Here is a 22,028-nt window from a genome sequence, read left to right as displayed (position 1 = left end):
TCGAAGAGCGCAACATTCAGCTCGCGGGGGAAGGTTCCACACTGCGAGGGGCCGGTTCACCGGGGCTGATCGGTACCGCTCCCACGCGGTACCCTCGCTCGTCGAGTAGATGACCGTTGAGCTTCATCGTCCACAGCGAGATCGCGCGATCTGCGATCGAGAGCCCGGGTAGTGCTTCGCACAACCGACCTTCGAGCCGTTGCGCGTCGTCCACGGACCGTGCCCACGCGACAATCAGCAAGTTGTCGCGACCAGTGACCCCCGTGCACCGGCGGACCTCGGGCATAGCCGAGATCGTCAGTGCAGCATGGCCGATCTGAGACGGTGAAACCTGGGCCCAGAGGATGACGGTCACTTGGCTTCCGGAGAGGGGGCGCGCCACTTCGCAGCGGGGTCGTGCCATTCCGGCGGCGAAGAGGCGCCGCGCGCGTCGTCGAATCGTGTCGATGCTGGCGCCACATTCCTCGGCTAACTCGGTGTACGACGCGCGTCCGTCCACCGACAGTGCAACCATGATGCGTCGGTCCATGTCTGTGGGCCGAAATGCGCCGTGGTGATCGACCGTGATGCGCGTTGCGGCCAGAGCATCTGCCTGACTCGAACTCAGCGCACGCAACCTCCACCGACTACCGCCGGTGTAGATCGTCCCGGCGAGCTGGATGCGGCTCGATACGACGCCGGCAATAGCACCCAACTCCTCGGTGACCCACTGCGACAGGACGCTCAAATCCGTCACCATCACCGTGACCAGCAGATCTCGTGCGCCCGTCACGTGTTCGATGCCGGTCACCATCCGCTGCTCACTGAGCGCATGCGCCACGGCTTGCACGCTGCCGTTGACACAGTCGATTTCCACGAAGGCAAGGTTTCCCAGACCGGAGGCGGCCAGGATCGGGCCAGGATTACACCCTATCCACGCTGCACCGCGGTCGACCAGACGGATCCATCGACGGGACAGCGTCACCGGATCGAGCTCGAGAGCTTTCCCGATCTGCGCCCAACTTGCCCTCGGGTTGATCTGCAAAGCGTGAACCATTGCCTGGTCCGCCGCGTCGAGCATGTCGAATTCCTTCATTGATCCATCACTCATGCGAAATTCCTGCGAATTCTCGATCATTCCTAAGGGAAGCTTCATCATAGCTATCTAGATCGTTACCTACGACACACCGTGCCGGGCTGCAAGAACTGCAGATCGCACCTGCGTCTGTCTCCGGAACTTCGCGAGTCTTCCCCTGCCAATGAAAGGCCAAATTCTGTGAACCTGAAAGATGACGCAGACGAGATGCAGGGCGACCTCGTCGCGCTGCGGCACAAGTTACACCGTGAGCCGGAGATCGGTCTCGAGCTGCCACGAACCCAGGAGCGGGTGCTCGAAGCGCTGCAGGGTCTCCCACTCGAGATCTCCACCGGAACTTCGAGCACCTCGGTTACAGCCGTTCTGCGAGGTGCAGCAAGGGATTCAGGCGATACGACGACGGTGCTGCTGCGAGCCGACATGGACGCGCTTCCGGTCGACGAGCGCACCGGGGTGGATTTCGCCTCCACGAACGGAGCCATGCACGCGTGTGGACACGACTTGCACACAACCGCATTGGTCGGCGCGGCAAGGCTGCTCTCACATCACCGCGATCACTTGGCCGGTGACGTCGTGTTCATGTTCCAACCCGGTGAAGAGGGCTGGGGTGGGGCCAAGAACATGATCGACGAGGGGGTGCTGGAGGCATCAGGGAGCCGTGCCGACTACGCGTACGGACTGCACGTCATGGCCAACGGGATCCCGGCCGGACTCTTCGTGAGTAGGCCGGGGCCGATCATGTCGGCGTCGCACACGCTCGACGTGACGGTGCGGGGCGCGGGCGGTCACGGTTCGTCGCCGCACCGCGCGAAGGACCCGATCACGGCTGCGGCGCAGATGATCACGTCGCTGCAGGTCATCGTGACACGGGATTTCGACGCATTCGATCCGGTTGTCATCACCGTGGGTGTCGTGGATGCGGGCACGGCAAACAACGTGATCCCCGATTCCGCACATTTCGGTGCCACCGTCCGTCACTGGTCGGCTGAGAACGAGGAACAACTCGGCGCAGTGATTCGCCGTGGACTGGAGGGCATTGCCGCCGCGCACGGCGTAGAGGTGGACATCGACTTCCGTGCCCAGTTCCCCTTGACCGTCAAAAATGCGGAGGAAGTTGCGTTCAGTGAGGGCGTGATCCGCGAATTGCTCGGCGAGGAGCATTACCTGGAATCACCAAGGCCGACAGGTAGTTCTGAAGACTTCTCCTATGTCTTGGACAGAGTCCCGGGAGCGTTCATCGGGCTCGGAGCTGCAATGCCGGGCTGCGATCCGGTCGCTGCTCCGACAAACCATTCGCCGCGTGCACAGTTCTTCGAGGGTGTGCTCGGGGATGCGGCCGCGGTCTATTCGGCACTGGCCGTCGAAAAGTTGGCCGTCACCGCTGGAGGTACACGATGAGCGATCACCACAAAGAAACCACACCGCCGTCGTCGAGGAAGAAGAACCTCAAGGTTCTGTTCGGAATCGGCACCGGCAACGCTATGGAGTGGTTCGACTGGAACATCTACGCGCTTTTCGCGGTGTTCTTCGCGCCACAGTTCTTTTCCAGCGGAAGCCCGATGTCCGATCTGCTGAAGACTTTTGGAGTCTTCGCTGTCGGGTTCGTCGCACGTCCTTTCGGTGGAGTGCTCTTCGGACTGATCGCGGATCGCCGTGGCCGACAGTTTTCGATGACGGTGGCAGTCGGGCTCGCCGCAGTGGGGAGTCTGATCATCGGACTGACCCCAACGCACGAGACGATCGGGGCTTGGGCCGCCGTCGTGTTGGTGACGTGTCGAATGATCCAGGGTCTTGCTCATGGCGGAGAGTTGCCTTCGGCCAATACGTATATCTCGGAGATGGCGCCGCGAGAGAAGCGTGGCTTGTGGGCCAGCTTGATCTACTTCTCCGGAACCATCGGCATCATCTGCGGCGCAGTTCTGGCGGCGGTCCTCTCGGGAATCCTCACCGACGCTCAAATGAGCAGTTGCGGTTGGCGAATTCCGTTTGTGCTCGGCGGTGTCTTCGGACTGTTCGCGCTGTACTTGCGATCACGGTTGCAGGAAACAGAGATCTTCGAATCATCTGCCAAATTACAGAAGTCGGAATCGCAGCAGTCCAAACCCTCGCTGTGGTCGCAGATCCGTGAACACCGGCGCCTGCTGGTGCGAGTCGCCGCCATGACGGTTGGATCGACGGTCAACTATTACGTGTGGGCCGTGGCAACTCCGGCGTATGCCATCAGTGTCCACGGCGTGGATCCTTCGGGAGCAATGTGGGCGGGAGCCGCCGCCAACGTGGTGTTCATCATCATGCTACCTGTTTGGGGAACCGTCTCGGATCGCATCGGCCGGCGCCCGGTTTTGATCTTCTCGGGAATCATGATGATTACCTTGCTGTTTCCGCTCACCTCCATCATTCGGGGGCAGGCGTGGCAGTTGTTCGTGGCAATGGCAATTGCCCTGGTCTTCATGGCCGGCACAGTGTCCATCGGTCCTGCTGTGTTCTCCGAGATGTTCCCGACTCGCATGCGCGCGGTGGGAATCGGATTGCCGACTTCCCTTGCCGTCGCAGTTTTCGGTGGCACGACGCCGTATCTCCAGGCTTTCTTCGCAGACAAGGGAATTCCCGGCGTCTTCAACTGGTACGCCATTGCTCTGATGGCAATCTCGGTCGCCACCGTGATCTTCTTCCTGCCCGAGTCGAAAGGAAAGGACCTCACTGCTGCTGGAGAAGTTTCCGAATCCCTCTCCCCTTCCAGTGTTTAGCTCACAGATGCGGAGCAGATCTCCCATCGCCCGAGAGGATTTGGCAGTGCCGGCAGAAGCAGCAGTGACACCGAATTATCAAGGACCACTGTCGGGTACAGTCGTCGTGGATCTGAGCAGGGCACTGGCCGGTCCGCATGCGGCCATGATGCTCGGGGATCTTGGAGCGCGCGTCGTCAAGGTCGAAACACCTGACGGTGGAGACGACACGCGTGGGTGGGGTCCACCTTTTGTCGACCCCGCCCGTGGCGAACGTGAATCGACGTACTTCCTGTCGGCAAACCGAAACAAGGAATCAATCGCCTTGGATCTGAAGTCCGAGAACGGTTGTCGAACTCTCACAGCCCTGATCGCACGCGCCGACGTTCTGATCGAGAATTTTCGCACCGGCGTGATGGACCGCCTGGGATTCCCGATGGAAAGGTTAGCGGAGATCAACCCGGGACTGGTCGTGCTGTCGATCAGCGGATTCGGCCATGACGGTCCTGAAGGCGGTCGCGCCGGGTACGACCAGATCGCCCAAGGCGAAGCCGGATTGATGTCTCTGACCGGTTCGTCACCCGATGATCCACAACGTGTCGGCGTTCCTATCGCCGATCTCCTTGCGGGAGTACACGGAGCGTTCGGAATTCTTGCAGCACTTCGAGAGAGGGAGGTGACGGGCAGGGGACAAGTTGTCCGAACCTCCCTGCTGGCGAGTGTTGTCGGTGTGCATGCTTTTCAGGGGACGAGATGGGCCGTCACAGGGGAGATCGGCGAGGCTCAGGGCAATCATCATCCGTCGATCTGTCCGTACGGACTATTTCCGACGGCAGACGGTGCCGTACAGATCGCAGTCGGCAGTGAAGGTCTGTGGAAACGTTTCTGCGCGGGATTTTGGATCGACCCGGATACACACGGTATGGCGACCAACCCGGAACGGGTCGAGAACCGTAAGAAGGTCAACGAATTGGTCGAAGCGGTCTTCGGGGCCTACGGGACCGAAGAACTGTTGACGAAGCTGGAGGCCACCGGCGTTCCGGCAGGAAAAGTCCGAAACCTGCGTGAGGTCTACGAGTGGGAACAGACCCGCTCGCAGGGGCTCCTCGTCGACGTCGATCATCGAACGCTCGGGAGGCTGACCATCCCGGGACCACCGTTGCGGTTCTTCGATCCTGACGGAAGTGAGTTCACCCGAACCGCACATCGACCGCCTCCTGTGCTCGGTGCGGATGGCGAAGAAATCATGAAATGGCTAGGAGAGCAAGGCAATGAATCGTCTGACGGCACACGAGTTGATCGATCTCACGTTTGATCCTGACTCGTGGGAGTCGTGGGATTCGAGTGTCCGTCAGAGCATGGCGCGTGGTGCGTACACGGACGAACTGGCCGCGGCGCGCGAGCGGACCGGACTGGACGAGTCCGTGATGACCGGGTCCGCAACGGTACGTGGACGCCGAGTCGCGGTACTGATCTGTGAGTTCGGATTTCTGGCGGGGTCGATCGGTGTAGCGGCCGGCGGACGCCTTGTCGATGCCATCGAGCGGGCGACGAGAGAAGCACTACCCCTTGTCGCCCTGCCGGTTTCCGGTGGAACACGGATGCAGGAGGGAACGACGGCGTTCCTTCAGATGGTCAGGATCACCGCCGCTGTCACCGCGCACAAGGAAGCCCACCTTCCCTACTTGGTATATCTCCGAAATCCCACCACAGGTGGAGTTTTCGCTTCCTGGGGCTCGCTCGGTCACGTGACGATCGCGGAGCCCGGGGCGCTCATCGGGTTCCTCGGTCCCAGGGTGTACAAAACTTTGTACGGCGTCGCGTTTCCACCTGGGGTCCAGACGGCCGAGAACCTCCACGCGCACGGGCTGGTGGATGCAGTGTGCTCTCCTGACAAGCTCGCGGAGACACTGGACGTGCTACTGCGGGTTTTGACCTCGCGCCCGACACTTGACGAGCGCGGACTGGCGCTTCCGAATGTCAGTGACCCCGCGACACCCGCCTGGGAAACGGTCCTTGCGTCCCGCCGTTCCGGACGGCCGGGCGTCCGCGAGCTACTTGGCCATTCAGCTTCAGACATGGTGCTCCTGAATGGAACCGGGCAAAGCCAACAGAGCCCCGCTCTGATTCTTGCGTTGGTCCGCTTCGGGGACATCTCGTGCGTTCTGCTCGGGCAGGATCGCCGTGCCCAGACCGGACAACAGTCGTTCGGCCCGGCATCACTGCGTCAGGCGCGCCGGGGAATCAACCTTGCTCGAGAGCTTGACCTGCCGCTCGTGACAGTCATCGACACACCCGGCGCGAATCTGTCGAAAGAAGCTGAGGAAGGCGGACTTTCAAACCAAATTGCGAAGTGCCTGGCAGAACTCCTGGCGCTGAGGACGCCGACGGTATCGCTGCTCCTCGGCCAGGGTGCGGGTGGAGGCGCACTGGCGCTGTTGCCGGCGGACCGCATTCTCGCCGCTCAGCACAGTTGGTTGTCCCCGCTACCGCCGGAAGGTGCAAGCGCGATCATCTACCGCGACATCGTCCATGCACCGGAGATGGTCTCGGCGCAGAACATTCGATCAACAGATCTACTGGCAGACGGCATTGTGCATGCGGTGATACCCGAGTACCCCGATGCCGCCGACGAACCTGACCAATTCTGTGAACGCGTCGGCCAGTCATTACGTGCCGCGCTGGTCTCCTCTCTGAGAGAGACGTCCGAACAGCGCCTGAGTGGACGGCTGACGCACTTCAGTCGCATCGGGGAATCCCCTGTGGCGGTACCGATGTAAACCGGCCCGCGCTCCAATTCACCGAACTACTGATCAGCACCGACTCGAGGAGCATCACTTGAAGTCTTCACAGCCCACTTTGCCCGTTGGAAACGAGATCGTTCGACTCGACGCATCCGATTTGTCGGCGGCAATTCATGATCGGCAAGTGTCATGTGAGGAGGTGATGAATGCCTATCTCGACCGGATCGAGTCCGTGAACCCTTCGGTCAACGCGATTGTCAGTCTTCGCCCACGACAGGAATTGGTGCAGGAGGCTCAAGAGCACGACAAGCTCCTGGCCGATGGCCACGATATGGGATGGATGCACGGGTTCCCTCATGCGGTCAAGGACACTGCCGATGTGGCGAGCTTCAAGACGACTCGCGGGTTCTTTCGGGGTGAGTTCGACATCCTTGCAGCGCAAAGTGATTCGATTCACGTTGCTCGAATACGGGACGCGGGAGCGATCTTCGTCGGCAAGACCAACGTTCCGGAATTCGGTCTGGGCTCACACACCTACAACGAGATCTTCGGTGCAACCGGCAACGCCTACGACCCGAGCCGATCGGCGGGCGGAAGTAGCGGTGGTGCTGCCGTCGCAGTGGCTCTCCACATGGTTCCGGTAGCGGACGGCAGTGATTTCATGGGATCACTTCGAAATCCAGCCGCTTGGAACAACATTCTCGGACTTCGTCCATCCTTCGGCCGCGTGCCCGCGAAGGGGCCGGATGTGTTCGTGCAACAGGCGGGGGTTCCCGGACCGATGGCGCGCACCGCTACAGATCTCTCGATGTTGTTGCAAACGATGTCGGGATACGATCCGCGCACTCCGTTGTCCATCGACTCGGACGGAGGCCTTGCGTCGACGTTGGAGCGAGATTTCTCCGGCGCACGGGCAGTGTGGATGGGTGACCTCGGTGGGTACCTCCCCATGGAGTCGGGAGTGCTCGATCTCTGTGAATCGTCACTGCAGATCTTCGAAGCGCTTGGAATCGAGATGGATTCACAACATGGTCTGCCGAAAGCGTGCGGGTTCAACGGAAATGAGGATCTCTGGCCGCTGTGGCTGACGTTCCGGCACTGGCTCGCCGGCTCTCAGCTGTACCCCCTCTACTACAACCCGGTCACGCGGGCGGCGCTCAAGCCCGAAGCTCGATACGAGGTGGAGGGCCTGGTCGATGGAACGGATGGGCGTCCGCCCATCGGGGCGCTGGACGTTTACGAGGCTTCGGTGAAGCGTACCGCGATGTACAACGCGTTCCTGACTCTCTTCGATACGTACGACTTCATCGTGCTACCGAGTGTTCAGGTGTTTCCGTTCGACATCGAAATGGACTGGCCCACATCGATCGACGGCAGGGCCATGTCGTCGTACCACCGGTGGATGGAGGTTGCAACAATCGCAACGCTTCTCGGCGTGCCGGCCATCAGCCTGCCTGCAGGCTTCAATTCTGAGGGGCTGCCAATGGGTATACAGGTTCTGGCTCGCAGTCATGCCGATCTGGACCTGTTGCAGCTCGCGCACGGCTTCGGCAGCGTTGACACTCGCTCTGGTGAAGGGTTGACCAGAATGTAGTTAGGTGCCATATTAGTTGCATGGCAGTGGACGGAACCGATCACGACTCACCCACGTTGGATCAGGCGCGGCGGCAGTTGGAGCACTACGGCCTCGGGTCCGATCCGCAGGCTGTGCTGGTTGCGGTGCGGCTGATCTCGGCGGGCGCGCGGCTCGGTCGAGCAACCGAGGTTCACTTCGCGAGGTATGGACTGTCGACCGGCCGTTACCGACTGCTTGCGGATCTGGAAGACCACGACGGGGAGAAATCTCCCTCACGTCTGGCGGCTGATCTCGGCGTCTCGCGAGCCACGGTCACCGGCCTGGTCGACGGCCTCGAGCAGGAGGGTTTGGTCGCTCGGCGTCCGTCCGCGGAGGACGGGCGTGGTGCGGTGGTCGTCCTGACTGCTCGTGGCGCTCAGCGGTTACGTGACATGGCGCCCGAGCACTTTGCTCGTCTCGAGGAAATGGTCGACGAGCTCACTGTCGACGAGCGAGCGGTCTTTCTGGATCTGCTCTCGCGGGTCGTTCGCGGTATCGGTGCGCTGACTGCGGAGTAGTCGGCTGGGATTCCAAGTATTCGCGTAGCGATTCGAATCGTCGTCAATTCTCGACAGAGACTTCTCTTTTCATACCCAAATAGTTAGTCACCTAATTATAATCGGAAAGTTGGTCTCCTTCATGTCCGGACTCACCCCACCGATCCGTCGCGAAAACGAAAGGGAGATAACCGATTCCAATCGACGCGTCCCGGTTGCCGATCGTCGCGGCGCACGACCTTTCACCCTGTGGAGGGAGGTGCTGGTCGCCTACCTTGCCCCTGCGCTGATGGCGGGTGCGGGCGGAGTCGCATCCGGCCAATCGGGCCTCACGATGGCGGCATTTACGTCCATCGCGGGCACGTCGGCAGTGGTGGCGTTGCTGATCGGCTCCTGGCTGCAGCGTCGCGGGAGGTCACGGCCGTGGACCACGACACTGCCTCGCGTCATGGTGGCGGCAATTCTTGCCGTCGCAGCCGCTGTGATTGCAGGCCTCGTCGGGTGGTTCGCCTCCCGTTGGCTACCAGCTCACACGAGCGTGGTCGACACTGCTTGGCTTGCTCGCCTGCAACTCGATCTACCGATATCTGCCGCTGTCGCTGCCGTCATCGTCAGCTGGCGATGGCGCCGTCAGAATCCCTGACAGACAACACATGTCAACGATCCCCGGCTTCCCGGGGAAGACCGAAAGGAACACGATGATCGTCATCATGGGAGCGTCCGGAACCACAGGCGGCGCGTTGCTACGCAGTCTCGCATCCTCGGGTGTGCCGAGCCGAGCGCTGTCCCGCGACCCGGACAGGCTGAGCGCCCACCTCGGCGATTTGGCCGACGGTTTGGTCGAAGTAGTGCCGGCCGATGCCGCAGACCCAACTTCGCTACGGACGGCTTTCAAAGGGGCCGAACAGCTTTTCCTCGCCATGGCCAACGGACTCGAACAGGTCGAGCTCGAAACGCGTGTGATCGACATAGCCGCCGAGAGCGGCGTCGAACACATCGTCAAGATCTCCGACCCCGCCGCCGCGGCCGACTCCCCCATCGCTCTCTCCCGCGGCCACCACGCTGTCGGTGAACACCTGCGCGCATCCGGGATCCGCCACACTCTGCTCCGCCCTTATGCGTTCATGCAGAATCTGTTGCTCCTGGCTCCGGCGGTGGCTGCGCAGGGGGTGATTCTGGGCGCGATGCGGGACGCGCCGTGCAACTGGATCGACTGCCGAGACATCGGTGACGTCGCCGCGGCCGTGCTCACACGCGCCGACCTCGCCGGCGGTACCTACGTCCTGACGGGCAGCGAGGCAGTCGGCTACGGCGGCATCGCCGATTCTCTGACCCGCATGCTCGATCGCCCCGTCCAATATATCGACCTGCCACCGCACGAACTGCGGCAAAACCTCGTCGATCATGCCCACATGCCTCCGTGGCTGGCCGAGCACATTCTGGAGATCCAGCAACTTGCCGTATCGCGCCCGGAGTCACCCACCGACACGGTGGCACGTGTCCTGGGGCGTGAGCCACGAAGCCTGGATGCGTTCCTGCGTGAGCATCTGGACCGTTTCCGCTGATTCACGCTGCGAGAGCAGTGCCGCCAGAAGTCACGCGGTTGATCAACGAGCCCACCGAATCCTGATCGGACCTCGTACGGATTCCGGGTCGACGACTTCGCCGCCCTGGGTGATCTGTACTTCGCCGTCGGCCACCATGTGGCGGGCAGCCTCTCGGACGGGTTCCATCAGCGGCCGCCAATCGTCGGGTGCCGCTGCGCGGGCCACGTCGGAGGGGCAGATGCTCGACTCGGCTGATCGGGCACTGAGTAGCTCGCGGATCTTCGCCGTCAGTTCTTTCTCTTTCACCATGTGACCTCAGTTTTTCGGTCGAGACCGTAGGCCTTCAACAGAGTATGCACCTTCGGTTCGGCGAGTTGTGGTGAAGGAATAGTGCACATCGATAATCATTGACGGCGTGGATAATTCGAGTGCAACGCGCCGCGACGTAGTCCGAGATTCGTATTCGGCCAGATCCCAGGAGTACACGGACCTCTTCGGCTCGATGGATTCGACGCACGTATCTGATCGGGCCCTGGTGACCAGCTGGGCTGCCACTTTGACCGGCCCCGTGCTCGACGCCGGGTGCGGGCCGGGGCAGTGGACAGACTTCCTGGCCCAGGCCGGGCTGGCTGTGAGCGGGATCGATCTCGTGCCCGAGTTCGTCGAACGAGCACGCAACCAATACCCGGATCTTTCCTTCGAGGTCGGGGGCTTCGAGGCGTTGGACGCGAAAACGAATTCACTGGGCGGCGTGCTGTCCTGGTACTCGCTCATTCACCATCACCCGCAAGATATCGAGGCACCGCTCGCTGAATTCGCGCGCGTGATCCGCCCAGGTGGTGGGTTGCTGGTGGGCTTCTTCGAAGGCACAACGGTAGAGCCTTTTGATCATGCCGCGACGACTGGTTATCGATGGCCGGTGACCGAACTTGCCGAGGTGCTGGTCACAGCGGGCTTCGACGTGATCGAGACCCATACTCGGACGGGGAGCGGCTACAGGCCGCACGGCGCAATCACTGCCAGCCGGCGCGGCGTCGAATAGCGGATCGAGACAGCCGATCGAGACAGGGCGAGCAATTCTCTTTCATTCATTTCGTGTGAGTGGTGTGCTGGATGAGTCACTCCCCGGCTTTTTCAGCACCGGATCATCCACAGTTGAAAGAAGGCGCCATGACCACGATCCATCTTCACAAGACGACCACTGCGACGCCCGAACAGGTCCTTGCCGGCCTGACCGACTTCGGCCCGGGCCGGGAGGAAATCTTCGGCCGCAGTGCGGACAGCTACCTGAAAGTGCACCAACGAGGACCCCACGATGCTGATGTCACCGAGGGCTCCAGTGGTATCTGGGAGCGTCTGCACTACGACTGGACCGACCCGCACCGCGTCGTGATGACAACCACCGACTCCAACCTGTGGGGCGGGGCGTCGAGCCATACCTACACGCTGACCCGGCAGCCAACGGGTCTGACCGATGTCGACGCCGTCGTGGTCCGGGACGGCAAGAACCTCAAGGGAAAGCTCCTGGCGTCGGTACTCGGACTCGTCGGCACCCAAGTGCTGGGAAAGTCGTTCACGAAGTCCATCGATGCCATCGAAGCTCGCAACGGTGGCGCGAGCGGCGGCAACACACAGTGACAAGGACCTGACGGACTTGTCAGAGCGCTTCGAGGGCTTCCGTCATCTTCTTCACCGTCTCTGGTGCCACTTTGGCTTCGAATCCCGCCTTCAGGAGAGGCGACGCAATCTTGGCGGCACCGTTGAACTCGACGTTCGCGTGATATTCGATCTCGGTCGAGTTCGGACTCACTGAAGTCAAGGTGATGTCGTCGGTACTGGTGGCAGTCTTGTTCTTTCCTTCGAGAACAACGTGATTCAGCTCGTCGGTCACCAGCGTGTACGTCAGTTCCGTGGTGACGCCGAACAGCTTGGACACGTTGTGCCACTGGGTTCCGACGCCGACAGGGCCGTCGGAGATCTGCGTGCAGCTCTCGGTGCCCGGATCCCACGTCGGCGCATTGGCGAAGTCGCGGAGAAACGCCGCAGCCTTTTCGATCGGTACCTCGGCGGTGAATTTGCGGGTGACGTCAACCATGCGGTGGGCCTTTCGGTTCATTTTTCGGCGGTAGTGCCGCGGTGAGAGTTCGTTCCGAAGCCCGGGCTACCCAAACTCGACAAACGGTAACCACCTTCAGAAGACTGCGCGGTCCAGTGGACGCGGAAGCGGATCGAGTGCGCCGGTCTCGCGCAGGCGCTCGTACGCCCGAACGACCCCATCGACGGCCCCGATCTGTAGCAACACGCCGCCCGGTAACGCGGCAACGCCTGCTGCGAGGTCACCCGGGATCGCGTCAGCGCGAGCGGACGAGAGGTAGCCGACTCGTCCGATCACGGGATCACCGACGCGATAGTCGGACTCGTCTTCGAGAGCGTCGAGGATGTTGTCGTCGGTGACGTCTCCGAAGTCCGGTTCCCACTCCGCGGCGAGCATCCGAAGTAGTTCTGTCTCAGGAACTTCGGCGGTGTCCGGCGCGCTGACGGCAAGAATCATCGACTGAAGGACGATTTCAGGTTCGCCGCCCGCCAACCCGGAGAGTTCGAGCCCCCATTCGGGCCCTCCACTGGATGCGAGCCTCAATCCGATTCCCAGACGATCCGACCAGTCTTCGGCGGCCTGCGCGTTCTCGAGGACCTGCGCCAACTGGTCGACGGTCACGGCAGTAGCAGGTCCAGCGGAATGGATCTGTTGCCACGACCCGCCGACCACCTCGGGCAACAGGAATTCGACTTGCTCCAACGTCCGACGCCACCGGGAGGCCACGGCCTGCACCGATTCCGGCCGTCGTCCCCAGAAAACTCGAATAGCGCGTCGTGTCATCGAGTCCTCCGGTAAGGATCGTCCATGGGTAGCCATATCCCGTCTTCGTGGATTTCGAGATCAGTGACGCCGCGGGTGAGAGCGTCGACGGCCGCGAGAACTGCAGGGCGCGTTTCGTTCTCGCGGCACAGGAGAGACCACGTCCAGATTGCCGCGGGGTCGATCACCGCACGTGCAGTGAGATCGCTTGGCAGCGTGATGGTCTGCCCTTTGGGCGAGTTGACGACCGGACGGCCGATGGCACGGACGTGATCGAAGAATGCCGGACCGGTGATACCACCGTCGTTGATGCGCAGAATCTGTGCGCCGGTATCGCGAGCGAATTCTTCGGCGTAGACGTTCCACGAATACCAGGAGGTGGTGTCGTCGTCGACGAGTACGACGACGTCGCGTGCCCGCACCGGTGTGGTGTCCTCTCCGGTGGAGACCGCGTACAGCCGATCCGCACCGAGCAGTCTTGCGCTCAGAGCATGTTGGGCGACATCGGTTTTCCGCACCCAGGCGATCGCCAGGTCGAGGCTGCCGTCCGCTACCCGCGCGGCCTGCGCGTGCGAAGGCACCACCCAGGCGTCGACGTGCAGTTGCGCGACCCCTGAAGTGCGCGCGATCAGATCCGTGGGGAGCCAATTGACGTAGCCGATCCGGACGGGCTCCGCTCCGGACAGACGCTCCGCGCGGCGTCGCAGATTCTCGGCACTCTCGAGTAGCGCACGGACATCAGGGAGCAGGGCCGCGCCGGCTGGCGTCAGAGCGACGGAACGACGGTCGCGGACGAACAGCTTGACGCCGAGGTCGCGTTCGAGTGCCATGATCTGCTGCGACAATGACGGCCCGGCTATCAGTAGCCGCGCCGCGGCTCGGCCGAAGTGCAATTCCTCGGCGACGACCTCGAAATATCTCAGCTGACGCAGCTCCACGATCCTTCATGCTACGTGCGGTGGGAGGTTGTGCCTATCAGTCAGGAGCAAAGCGGTCGTGGCGGTCCGGCGGGGCCGGGGCACACGATAAGACCATGACCACAATCCACAACGGCGTCTCCCCGCGAGCGCACGCTGTCCAAGCTGCCGCTGCGCTGGCGGCGAGCATGGGAATCGGTCGATTCGTCTACACACCGATTCTGCCGTTGATGCACACGCAGGCCGGTCTGTCCGCCTCGCTCGGCGCCACCCTGGCGACGGCCAACTACATCGGGTACCTGATCGGCGCGCTCGCGGGAATCCTCATTCCCGGCGTGGTGCGCTCGGCAGCGGTGATGCGTACGTCGTTGGTGGTCCTCATCGCGACTTTGGCGCTCATGCCCACTACCCACGACGGATCCATCTGGTTCGCCCTGCGGCTCGTCGCAGGCATTGCCAGTGCCCTCGTCTTCATGATCGCCGTCAGCGCTTTGCACGCGCACCTTCGGGGGCAGTCCCAATTCCTGGCCGGATGGGGATTCGGCGGAGTTGGGTTGGGTATCGCCCTGTCCGGGGTCCTCGTGTTGGTCGTCCGCTTCGTCGGCACCTGGAGCACTGCCTGGCTGGCATCTGCGGCCCTTGCAGTGGTGTGTGCGGTCGCAGCCTGGGGATTGACGCCGGAACCGCGTCCGGTCATCACACCGGACGCGTTGGGAACTCCCAGTTCCCAACGCGGGTTCACTGCCTTGTTCATCAGCTATTTCCTGGAAGGCATCGGCTACATCATCGCGGGCACGTTCCTTGTTGCCGCAATCGATCTCGCCGCTCCAGAATGGGTCGGCAGCGGCGCTTGGATAGTGGTCGGTCTGGCCGCATTTCCCTCATGCGCCCTGTGGGCTTGGCTCAGCCTGCGTTGGTCGAGGCCGACTCTGCTTCTCGTTGCCCTGTTGATTCAGGCGGTGGGCATAGCGCTTCCTGCTGTGATCGGAGGCGTCGGCCCCGCACTGATTTCAGCTTTCCTGTTCGGTGTCACCTTCCTTGGTATCGGGTCAATTGTGTTGGCAATCGGCGCGCACCTGCAGTTCCCACGCGCCGTGGCGTTGCTGACCGCTGGATACAGCGTCGGTCAGATTCTCGGCCCACTCGTTGTCACTCCGTTGCTGCGAGACGGGTATCGCGACGCTCTGCTGTTGGGTGCGGCCGTCGTTCTGGGCGCGGCAGTGGCCGCCGCGGTTTTGCGGTTCCGATTCCCTTCCGATCTCGATGCGGACCCTCGGACGGCCACCTCGACTGAAGAGGTAGTTTTTGATGTCAGATGACGAAACCGCCGGAGCACTATCCGACGTAGGACTGGAGATGTTCGAATGAGCGCACTCACAACCGATCTCGACCTGAAGGTCCCTGTCATCGCAGCGCCCATGGCCGGCGGCGCTTCCACACCGGCACTTGTTGCTGCTGCCTCTCGCGCAGGCGGTCTCGGCTTCCTCGCCGCCGGGTACAAGACGCCTCAGGCTCTGTCCGACCAGATCGACGCCGTGCGCGCCGAGGGAGTGTCGTTCGGTGTCAACGTTTTTGCGCCCAATCCGGTGCCTGTCGACATCGATGCCTACCGTGCCTATACCAGGGCGATCCAGGTCGAGGCGGATCGCTACGGCATCACACTGGCTGACGGTGAGCCGGTCGAAGACGACGACTACTTCGAGGACAAGATCGATCTGCTCCTGGCCAGCCCGGTTCCGGTGGTCAGCTTCACCTTCGGCTTTCCCACACCCGGCGTCATCAAGGCGCTGCGCGCTGCCGGTTCACTTGTCGTCCTCACTGTGACTTCGGAGGCAGAGGCGCTCCTTGCCGTCGACGCCGGTGCCGATCTGCTTGTGGTGCAATCGTCGGCTGCCGGCGGCCACTCCGGAACGCTCACTCCCCTGCAGGTTCCGGCAGAAACACCGATCACCGAATTGATCGCACAAATCCGTCACCGCACGTCGGTTCCGCTATTGGCGGCCGGTGGACTGGCGACCTCCGCCGACGTCGCTGCTGCCTTACGTGCCGGAGCGGACGCGGCAGTGGTCGGTACCGTACTGCTGCGCACCGAGGAGTGTGGTGCCTCGGCTCCGCACAAGGCAGCTCTGGCCGACACGTCACGCGGGAACACGGTCGTCACAAGAGCTTTCACGGGACGTCCCGCACGAGCACTTCGGAACGAGTTCATCGATCGCTACGACGCACAAGCGCCCATCGGGTATCCGGCCATCCATCACCTGACCAACCCGATGCGCAAAGCCGCTGTTGCGCAGGCAGATCCCGAGCGAATGCACCTGTGGGCCGGTACTGGCTATCGCCACGCGACGGAGGAACCAGCCGGGGTAGTGCTTTCGCGATTGGCTAACCTGTGACGGCGCGGACACCGGACATCACATTGCCCGAAGTAGTGACATACGACGGGCTGCCCAGTGGGGCGCACTCGCTTCGAGTCAAGCGTCCCGATGTTGCATTTCAGCGGCTGCAGGCATTCCTGGAATCCTGTACCGAACCAGTGCGGTTGGCGTCGTGGACGTTCGAGATCTACAAGGGTGGGCCATCCGAGCCGACCGCGCAATTGACAGAGCTTGCCACCGGGATCTTCGGTGGGCCCAGCTACAAAGCGCAAACCCATACCGAATGGAACGTCCCACCGGGTTCTGTCAACGAAGCGCTCGATGCCCTTGTTGGTTCCGATGCGGTCACAACCCACGGACGTTCTTTGGCGGCACTGACCTGCAGCGCGCCCGTACGCCTGATCGACCCCAACACGCGCGCGCCGTACCCCGACATCACCCCCGACGCGTTCGGCCGTTTTGCCGTGGATGGATACGGCCGGACTCTGGGTGAGTCAGGCATACGCGCAACCCTTGGCAACGCGGCATCCTCACTGTCCCTGTGGCTCAACCTGCCTGCAGACGAACGGTTGTCGTCCGGTGCTCGTCACCTACAAGACCATCTCCCGTTCCGGTTGTCCGCGAAACACTGGCGTCTCTGGCGGCCGAACCGGAGCGCAGACTCTTATCGTTCCAACAAGATTCCGTCGCCGGTTCACGACCACGTTTGAATTACGCAGCAAGCATTCCGAGTTGCGCACCACCCATACCGCGCGTGGCACGTTGTCAGAATGCGTCTTCCTCGAGTTCCATGATCTCGTTGTCGAGGGAACCCAGGATTTCTTTGGTCGACGCCAGGACGGGCAGGATGTTCTTGGCGAAGTACGACGCGATCACCACCTTGCCCCGATAGAACGACCGGTCCTTTGCCGACGCGTCACGGTCCAAGGCTGCCAACGCGACTTCCGCTTGCACCAACAGGCGCCATCCGATGAGCAGGTCGCCTACCGCGTACAGAAAGCGCACCGAGCCGAGGCCTATCTTGTACAACTCGGAGGGTTGGTCCTGAGAAGCCATCAGATACCCGGTGAGCGTCCCGGCCATCTCCTGCACGTCGGTCAAGGCGGTCTCGAGTAGGACTCGCTCGGCCTTGAGTCGACCGTTCCCGGCCTCACTGTCGATGAACTCTCGTATGCGACCGGCTACGTGAGCGAGTGCAACGCCGCGGTCGCGTGCGATCTTTCGAAAGAAGAAGTCCTGCGCCTGGATTGCCGTGGTGCCCTCGTACAGGGTGTCGATCTTGGCATCGCGGATGTACTGCTCGATGGGATAATCCTGCAGATACCCGGAGCCGCCCAAGGTCTGCAGGCTCTCGGTGAGCAGTTCGTAGGCCTTCTCGGAGCCGACGCCCTTGACGATCGGCAGCAGCAGATCGTTGACCCGCGCCGCCAATTCGGCATCCGCACCCGAAACCAACTCGGCGACATCGGCATTCTGGTGTGCAGCGGTATAGAGGTAGACCGCTCGGAGGCCTTCGGCGTAGGCCTTCTGCATCGCCAGGCTGCGTCGGACGTCGGGGTGGTGCGTAATGGCCACACGGGGCGCGGTCTTGTTTGTCAGCTCGGTGAGGTCTGCGCCTTGAATTCGTTCTTTGGCGTACTCGAGGGCGTTGAGATAGCCGGTGGACAGTGTTCCGGTAGCCTTGGTGCCCACCATCATTCGAGCATTCTCGATGACCTGGAACATCTGGGCGATACCGTTGTGGACATCACCCACGAGCCAGCCGACGGCAGGAACGTCCGTCGCTCCGAAGGTGAGCTCGCAAGTTGGGGAAGACTTGAGGCCCATCTTGTGCTCGACGCCGGTGACGTAGACACCGTTGCGCTCTCCCAGTTCAAGTGTCTCCGAGTTGAAATGGGATTTCGGAACGTAGAACAGGCTCAAACCTTTGGTTCCTGGACCGGCGCCCTCGGGCCGGGCAAGCACCAGGTGGAAGAGGTTCTCGGCCGTGCCTCCGACGTCACCGCCGGAGATGAACCGCTTGACGCCCTCGATGTGCCACGTGCCGTCGTCCTGCGCGATTGCCTTTGTTCGGCCTGCGCCTACATCGGATCCGGCGTCTGGTTCGGTGAGCACCATCGTTCCGGCCCATCCGCGTTCGAATCCTTCTTTGGCCCAGTGTTTTTGCTGTTCGTTTCCGATGGTGTAGAGCACGCTCGCCATCAGTGGACCCATGTTGAAAAAGCTTGCGGATCCGTTTGCCGCGACCAACATTTCGCCGATCGCCCAGACCAACGGCGCCGGAGCAGGAACACCACCCATGCCTTCTGGTAGGCCGAGTCGCGACCAACCGGCCTCGTTCACCGCCTCGACCGTCTTGCGTAGAGGTTCCGGGACCACAACTGCGTGATTGGGTGCGTCGAATTCGACAGGGTTCCGATCCGCGTCGGCGAAGGACGCGGCGACCGGGCCTTCTGCCAGTCTCGCTACTTCCGCAAGAATGTTGCGCACAGTGTCGGTGTCGAGGTCCCCGTATGCGCCGGCATCCAACAGTTCGCCGATCCCGAGCACCTCGAACAGATTGAACTCGATATCACGCACGTTGCTTTTGTAGTGACCCATTGTTCTCCGACCTTGGTTCGTCAGCAATACGATTCGTCAGCAGATACGGCTCGTCAGCAGTACACAAGAAAGCCTGCCCCACAAGGAATTCAGTACGCAACCGTAGGTAGAGACGAGTGCCGTTGCTACAAAGTAGCGCCGAGTCGCTCTCATTGAAACATTCACTCGTACAATCGGTTTCCGCTGGTGGGGGTGCATATCAGTCGCGTAGCATCCTCTACGATCAAAGCAGCTGCGCACCAATCGAAGTACCCGTCCTCACCTTCGGCGTCATACGCATTCGCTGTGATCAGTGAACATGCTGCTCGGTAAACCAAGAGCGCCTCTCGTTGGTAGCCGAGACGTTTCTCGGCCGGCGTGTAGAGCCCAGTTCTGTCTCGTGAGCCTTTGGTATCGGTCAGAGGGTGAGTAGCACTTTGGTGGCGCGCCGCTCGTCCATCGCCTGGTAGCCTGCGGCGGCGTCCTCCAACGGGAGAGTGAGGTCGAAGACGATGCCTGGGTCGATCTGGTCGGTCATGATGAGCTCGATCAGTTCGGGTAGGAATCGCCTGACCGGCGCGGGACCGCCGAGCAGGCTCACCGTCGCGAAGAACAGGTTCATGCCGTCGAGTTCGACGCCGTGGGATACCCCGACGTAGCCGACATGTCCGCCGGGGCGGGTAGCTCCGATAGCCTGCATCATCGATTCTTGGGTACCTACGGCTTCGACGGTCGAGTGGGCGCCGTAGCCGCCGGTGAGTTCCTTGATCTTCGCGATGCCCGCGTCGCCCCGCTCTTCGACGATGTCGGTGGCGCCGAATTGTGTGGCGAGTGCCTGCCGGTCGGCGTGACGTGACATGGCAATGATCCGCTCGGCGCCGAGTTGTCTGGCAGCGAGGATCGCCAAAAGTCCGACTGCGCCGTCGCCGACGACGGCGACCGTTTTGCCAGGTCCGGCTTCCGCAGCTACGGCGGCGAACCAACCGGTGCCGAGTACGTCGGAGGCTGCAAGGAGGCTGCGGGCCTGCCGCTCGGTCGGCTCTCCGTGGACAGGGACGAGGGTGCCGTCCGCGAGCGGGATGCGAGCGTATTCGGATTGGGTGCCGACCGAGCCCATCATGACCTGGTGGATACAGCGAGACTGAAAGCCCGCCTCGCAGATTTCGCAGGTGTTGTCCGACGCGACGAACGAGCCCACGACGAAGTCCCCAACTTCGATGTCGTTGACGTCAGGGCCGACCTGTTCGACGACGCCCACGTATTCGTGTCCCATCGGCGTCGGGCCATTCAGCTTTTCGATGCCGCGATACGGCCAGAGGTCGGAACCGCAGACGCAGGTGGCTGTAACGCGAATGATCGCGTCGGTCGGTTCGACGATCACCGGCGCTTCGATCTCTTCGACCCGGACGTCGCCGGGGGCATGCATGACGACAGCGCGCATGACGTGGCTCCTCACCATCGGTTTTCTCGTGTCACTTCAACCTGATCACGATTTGGCGGCGTGCGGGAGTCCCGCGCGATAGTGGTACTGCGAGGGACTCCCTCGCTACCGGTCACTGACTTACGCTCGATGGCATGGACGATCGAGCGCAAGTACGCGAATTCCTGACCTCGCGGCGCGCCCGAGTCACGCCCGAACAAGTTGGACTTCCGGCCGGATCGAACCGCCGCGTGGACGGTCTACGTCGAAGTGAAGTGGCAACCCTCGCCGGCGTGAGCGTCGAGTACTACACGAGGCTCGAGCGCGGAGCGATCAGCGGCGCATCGCCGGGTGTACTCGACAGTATCGCGAAGGCCTTACGACTCGACGACGCCGAGCGCGCCCACCTTTTTGATCTCGCGCACGCGGCAAGCCCGGTAGCCAGACCCCCGCGTCGGCGAAATGCGAAGGGCTGGAAGCCCCATCAGAGCCTGCAGTGGGCGCTTGATGCAGTCACCGCGGGACCCGCTTTCGTGCGGAACGGTCGCATGGATCTTCTTGCTGTCAACCCACTCGCGCGTGCGTTCTACAAGGACCTCTACGACATGCCGGGGCAGCGCCCGAACATCGCGCGCTTCACGTTCCTCGACGAAAGGGCTTTCGAGTTTTATCCGGACTGGAACGAGTTTGCCGAGGTGACCGTCTCGATTCTGCGAACCGAGGCCGGGCGAGATCCTCACAACAAGGAATTGCACGATCTGATCGGTGAACTCAGCACTCGGAGTGAGGAATTCCGGCGTCGGTGGGGCGCGCACGACGTCCGCCATCACGGCACCGGATTCAAGACATTTCACCACTCCGCCGTGGGGGAGCTGACGCTTGCCTTCGAAGGTTTGGAGATGGCCGCCGAGCCGGGGTTAACGCTCACGATCTACACCGCAGAGCCGGGATCGCCGTCCGCGGAACGGATGCAGTTACTCGCCTCGTTGGCAGCCAGTGAGAATGCGGACTCTTCGCCTCACGTGTCGGAGCGGTCGCTGACGGACGGCTGACGAACTGCGCGACGGTTGATCGGGTCGTCAGTTGACGACTTCGACGGTGGTGCGCTTCGTGCGTTCCTTGCGCAACAGGATTATCAGCGGCAGAAAGTAGAGAGCGGCAACGCCGGTGCCTACCAACACCGGCCCAGTGGCGCCGAGACTCGAGGCGAACGCAAACCCGGCGATCCAGGAGCCGACCGCCGTGCCCAGATTGAACGACGAGGTGCTGAGAGCAGAGGCCATCGTCGGCGCCTGATCGGCATAACGCACAGCCATCCCGATCAGGATGGGATTGGTCGACATGCCGAATAGTCCCAGCATGACTACGAGAAACACCGTCACGATCACGTTGTGCGAGAAGAGGCAGAGCGCCCCGAGCACGAGAAACGTCATCGCTGCCGAGACGAACAAGACCCCGTACTGATGCTTCGCACCGAGTCGACCGCCGAGATTGGAGCCGACGAACGCGCCGAGTCCGTAGCCGACAAGCACTAGCGGCACTGCCGACGCAGCAAGTCCCGTGTTCTCGGTCAACAGCGGAGAGATGAAGCTGTACGCCGCCAGCGACGACCCGCACACGACGGCGCAACCGGGCAGAACGAGCCAGATGCGTCCGTCCCGTAGGCTCGCGATCT

At 62.1% G+C, this 22,028-nt stretch carries 22 protein-coding genes; 14 read left to right on the top strand and 8 right to left on the bottom strand.

Translation table 11 applies throughout. The features are described 5' to 3' along the window. Positions 1-16 precede the first annotated feature (16 nt). Positions 17-1,090 (bottom strand): Lrp/AsnC family transcriptional regulator, encoded by a 1,074-nt coding sequence (locus ACYP01_RS16615; RefSeq protein ID WP_459681256.1) that lies wholly within the window; start codon positions 1,088-1,090, stop codon positions 17-19. Positions 1,091-1,255: 165 nt separating this feature from the next. Between ACYP01_RS16615 and ACYP01_RS16610 the strand changes: the two genes are divergently transcribed. The 8 genes from ACYP01_RS16610 (at position 1,256) to ACYP01_RS16575 (ending at position 10,222) form a co-directional block, all read left to right on the top strand. Then, entirely contained in the window at positions 1,256-2,473 is a 1,218-nt protein-coding gene (locus ACYP01_RS16610; protein ID WP_459681254.1) for a M20 metallopeptidase family protein, read from the top strand. Next, the gene (locus tag ACYP01_RS16605; RefSeq protein WP_459681252.1) at positions 2,470-3,822 is read left to right on the top strand and encodes an MFS transporter; all 1,353 of its coding nucleotides are present in this window, start codon (positions 2,470-2,472) and stop codon (positions 3,820-3,822) included. The genes ACYP01_RS16610 and ACYP01_RS16605 overlap by 4 nt, the downstream gene beginning before the upstream one ends. A 46-nt stretch (positions 3,823-3,868) precedes the next feature. Next, the gene (locus ACYP01_RS16600) at positions 3,869-5,116 is read left to right on the top strand and encodes a CaiB/BaiF CoA transferase family protein (protein ID WP_459681249.1); all 1,248 of its coding nucleotides are present in this window, start codon (positions 3,869-3,871) and stop codon (positions 5,114-5,116) included. Continuing rightward, on the top strand, positions 5,073-6,581 hold the full coding sequence (locus ACYP01_RS16595; RefSeq protein ID WP_387403582.1) for a carboxyl transferase domain-containing protein: 1,509 nt from the start codon (positions 5,073-5,075) through the stop codon (positions 6,579-6,581). Before ACYP01_RS16600 ends, ACYP01_RS16595 begins: the two co-directional genes overlap by 44 nt. Before the next feature lie 58 nt (positions 6,582-6,639). After that, on the top strand, positions 6,640-8,139 hold the full coding sequence (locus ACYP01_RS16590; RefSeq protein ID WP_459681245.1) for an amidase: 1,500 nt from the start codon (positions 6,640-6,642) through the stop codon (positions 8,137-8,139). 20 nt (positions 8,140-8,159) lie between these two features. Then, positions 8,160-8,678 (top strand): MarR family winged helix-turn-helix transcriptional regulator, encoded by a 519-nt coding sequence (locus ACYP01_RS16585; RefSeq protein ID WP_003943230.1) that lies wholly within the window; start codon positions 8,160-8,162, stop codon positions 8,676-8,678. A gap of 109 nt (positions 8,679-8,787) precedes the next feature. Continuing rightward, entirely contained in the window at positions 8,788-9,300 is a 513-nt protein-coding gene (locus ACYP01_RS16580; RefSeq protein ID WP_459681242.1) for a hypothetical protein, read from the top strand. Positions 9,301-9,310: 10 nt separating this feature from the next. Beyond that, entirely contained in the window at positions 9,311-10,222 is a 912-nt protein-coding gene (locus ACYP01_RS16575) for an NmrA family NAD(P)-binding protein (RefSeq protein ID WP_003942970.1), read from the top strand. Positions 10,223-10,264: 42 nt separating this feature from the next. On the opposite strand, the gene ACYP01_RS16570 is transcribed toward ACYP01_RS16575, so the two are convergent. Then, the gene (locus ACYP01_RS16570; RefSeq protein ID WP_003942834.1) at positions 10,265-10,513 is read right to left on the bottom strand and encodes a DUF3253 domain-containing protein; all 249 of its coding nucleotides are present in this window, start codon (positions 10,511-10,513) and stop codon (positions 10,265-10,267) included. 106 nt (positions 10,514-10,619) lie between these two features. Here ACYP01_RS16570 and ACYP01_RS16565 point away from each other — a divergent pair, with 106 nt between their 5' ends. Together ACYP01_RS16565 and ACYP01_RS16560 are read left to right on the top strand one after the other, a co-directional pair. Then, positions 10,620-11,246: a class I SAM-dependent methyltransferase gene (locus ACYP01_RS16565; protein WP_003943146.1), complete on the top strand. Its 627-nt coding sequence runs from the start codon at positions 10,620-10,622 to the stop codon at positions 11,244-11,246. 128 nt (positions 11,247-11,374) lie between these two features. Further along, positions 11,375-11,842, top strand: a complete 468-nt coding sequence (locus ACYP01_RS16560) for a hypothetical protein (protein WP_182261864.1) — start codon at positions 11,375-11,377, stop codon at positions 11,840-11,842. Between the two features lie 19 nt (positions 11,843-11,861). Here the strand turns inward: ACYP01_RS16560 and ACYP01_RS16555 are convergent, their stop codons facing one another. From ACYP01_RS16555 to ACYP01_RS16545, 3 genes are all read right to left on the bottom strand, one after another. Next, positions 11,862-12,299, bottom strand: a complete 438-nt coding sequence (locus ACYP01_RS16555) for an SRPBCC family protein (RefSeq protein WP_046379623.1) — start codon at positions 12,297-12,299, stop codon at positions 11,862-11,864. A 96-nt stretch (positions 12,300-12,395) separates the two neighbouring features. Continuing rightward, entirely contained in the window at positions 12,396-13,082 is a 687-nt protein-coding gene (locus ACYP01_RS16550) for a hypothetical protein (protein ID WP_075834866.1), read from the bottom strand. Then, the gene (locus ACYP01_RS16545) at positions 13,079-13,999 is read right to left on the bottom strand and encodes a LysR family transcriptional regulator (RefSeq protein ID WP_204855218.1); all 921 of its coding nucleotides are present in this window, start codon (positions 13,997-13,999) and stop codon (positions 13,079-13,081) included. The genes ACYP01_RS16550 and ACYP01_RS16545 overlap by 4 nt, the downstream gene beginning before the upstream one ends. Positions 14,000-14,094: 95 nt before the next feature. Between ACYP01_RS16545 and ACYP01_RS16540 the strand changes: the two genes are divergently transcribed. From ACYP01_RS16540 to ACYP01_RS16530, 3 genes are read left to right on the top strand one after another with little or no spacing between them, the layout of a single operon-like run. Next, positions 14,095-15,297 carry a YbfB/YjiJ family MFS transporter gene (locus ACYP01_RS16540; RefSeq protein WP_204855219.1) on the top strand — a complete coding sequence of 401 codons (1,203 nt, stop codon included), beginning with the start codon at positions 14,095-14,097 and terminating at the stop codon, positions 15,295-15,297. A gap of 45 nt (positions 15,298-15,342) precedes the next feature. Continuing rightward, a complete protein-coding gene (locus tag ACYP01_RS16535; protein WP_322000950.1) occupies positions 15,343-16,371 on the top strand; it encodes an NAD(P)H-dependent flavin oxidoreductase in 1,029 nt (342 codons plus the stop codon). Continuing rightward, the gene (locus ACYP01_RS16530; RefSeq protein WP_459681235.1) at positions 16,368-17,063 is read left to right on the top strand and encodes a hypothetical protein; all 696 of its coding nucleotides are present in this window, start codon (positions 16,368-16,370) and stop codon (positions 17,061-17,063) included. The genes ACYP01_RS16535 and ACYP01_RS16530 overlap by 4 nt, the downstream gene beginning before the upstream one ends. 55 nt (positions 17,064-17,118) lie before the next feature. Here ACYP01_RS16530 and ACYP01_RS16525 read toward each other — a convergent pair whose 3' ends face one another. Both ACYP01_RS16525 and ACYP01_RS16520 read right to left on the bottom strand, forming a co-directional pair. After that, entirely contained in the window at positions 17,119-18,954 is a 1,836-nt protein-coding gene (locus ACYP01_RS16525) for an acyl-CoA dehydrogenase (protein WP_459681232.1), read from the bottom strand. Between the two features lie 397 nt (positions 18,955-19,351). Next, positions 19,352-20,374: a zinc-dependent alcohol dehydrogenase family protein gene (locus ACYP01_RS16520; RefSeq protein ID WP_459681230.1), complete on the bottom strand. Its 1,023-nt coding sequence runs from the start codon at positions 20,372-20,374 to the stop codon at positions 19,352-19,354. A 134-nt stretch (positions 20,375-20,508) separates the two neighbouring features. On the opposite strand from ACYP01_RS16520, the gene ACYP01_RS16515 reads away from it, so the two are divergent. Continuing rightward, positions 20,509-21,405 (top strand): helix-turn-helix transcriptional regulator, encoded by an 897-nt coding sequence (locus tag ACYP01_RS16515; protein ID WP_003943063.1) that lies wholly within the window; start codon positions 20,509-20,511, stop codon positions 21,403-21,405. Between the two features lie 27 nt (positions 21,406-21,432). On the opposite strand, the gene ACYP01_RS16510 is transcribed toward ACYP01_RS16515, so the two are convergent. Next, on the bottom strand, positions 21,433-22,028 hold a 596-nt coding region (locus ACYP01_RS16510; RefSeq protein ID WP_459681228.1), incomplete at its 5' end, for an MFS transporter.

It is taken from the genome of Rhodococcus sp. no. 34, assembly GCF_054589475.1.
The sequence above is the reverse complement of the archived record's forward strand: the minus strand, read 5'-3'. Positions and strand labels throughout refer to the sequence as shown.

Bases quoted from the DNA above. Each gene is read 5' to 3' on its own strand.
- ACYP01_RS16540 (WP_204855219.1), top strand. From the start codon at position 14,095: ATGACCACAATCCACAACGGCGTCTCCCCGCGAGCGCACGCTGTCCAA.
- ACYP01_RS16515 (WP_003943063.1), top strand. From the start codon at position 20,509: ATGGACGATCGAGCGCAAGTACGCGAATTCCTGACCTCGCGGCGCGCC.
- ACYP01_RS16535 (WP_322000950.1), top strand. From the start codon at position 15,343: ATGAGCGCACTCACAACCGATCTCGACCTGAAGGTCCCTGTCATCGCA.
- ACYP01_RS16520 (WP_459681230.1), bottom strand. From the start codon at position 20,374: ATGCGCGCTGTCGTCATGCATGCCCCCGGCGACGTCCGGGTCGAAGAG.
- ACYP01_RS16615 (WP_459681256.1), bottom strand. From the start codon at position 1,090: ATGAGTGATGGATCAATGAAGGAATTCGACATGCTCGACGCGGCGGAC.
- ACYP01_RS16555 (WP_046379623.1), bottom strand. From the start codon at position 12,299: ATGGTTGACGTCACCCGCAAATTCACCGCCGAGGTACCGATCGAAAAG.
- ACYP01_RS16570 (WP_003942834.1), bottom strand. From the start codon at position 10,513: ATGGTGAAAGAGAAAGAACTGACGGCGAAGATCCGCGAGCTACTCAGT.
- ACYP01_RS16605 (WP_459681252.1), top strand. From the start codon at position 2,470: ATGAGCGATCACCACAAAGAAACCACACCGCCGTCGTCGAGGAAGAAG.
- ACYP01_RS16575 (WP_003942970.1), top strand. From the start codon at position 9,311: ATGTCAACGATCCCCGGCTTCCCGGGGAAGACCGAAAGGAACACGATG.
- ACYP01_RS16525 (WP_459681232.1), bottom strand. From the start codon at position 18,954: ATGGGTCACTACAAAAGCAACGTGCGTGATATCGAGTTCAATCTGTTC.
- ACYP01_RS16550 (WP_075834866.1), bottom strand. From the start codon at position 13,082: ATGACACGACGCGCTATTCGAGTTTTCTGGGGACGACGGCCGGAATCG.
- ACYP01_RS16560 (WP_182261864.1), top strand. From the start codon at position 11,375: ATGACCACGATCCATCTTCACAAGACGACCACTGCGACGCCCGAACAG.
- ACYP01_RS16585 (WP_003943230.1), top strand. From the start codon at position 8,160: ATGGCAGTGGACGGAACCGATCACGACTCACCCACGTTGGATCAGGCG.
- ACYP01_RS16595 (WP_387403582.1), top strand. From the start codon at position 5,073: ATGAATCGTCTGACGGCACACGAGTTGATCGATCTCACGTTTGATCCT.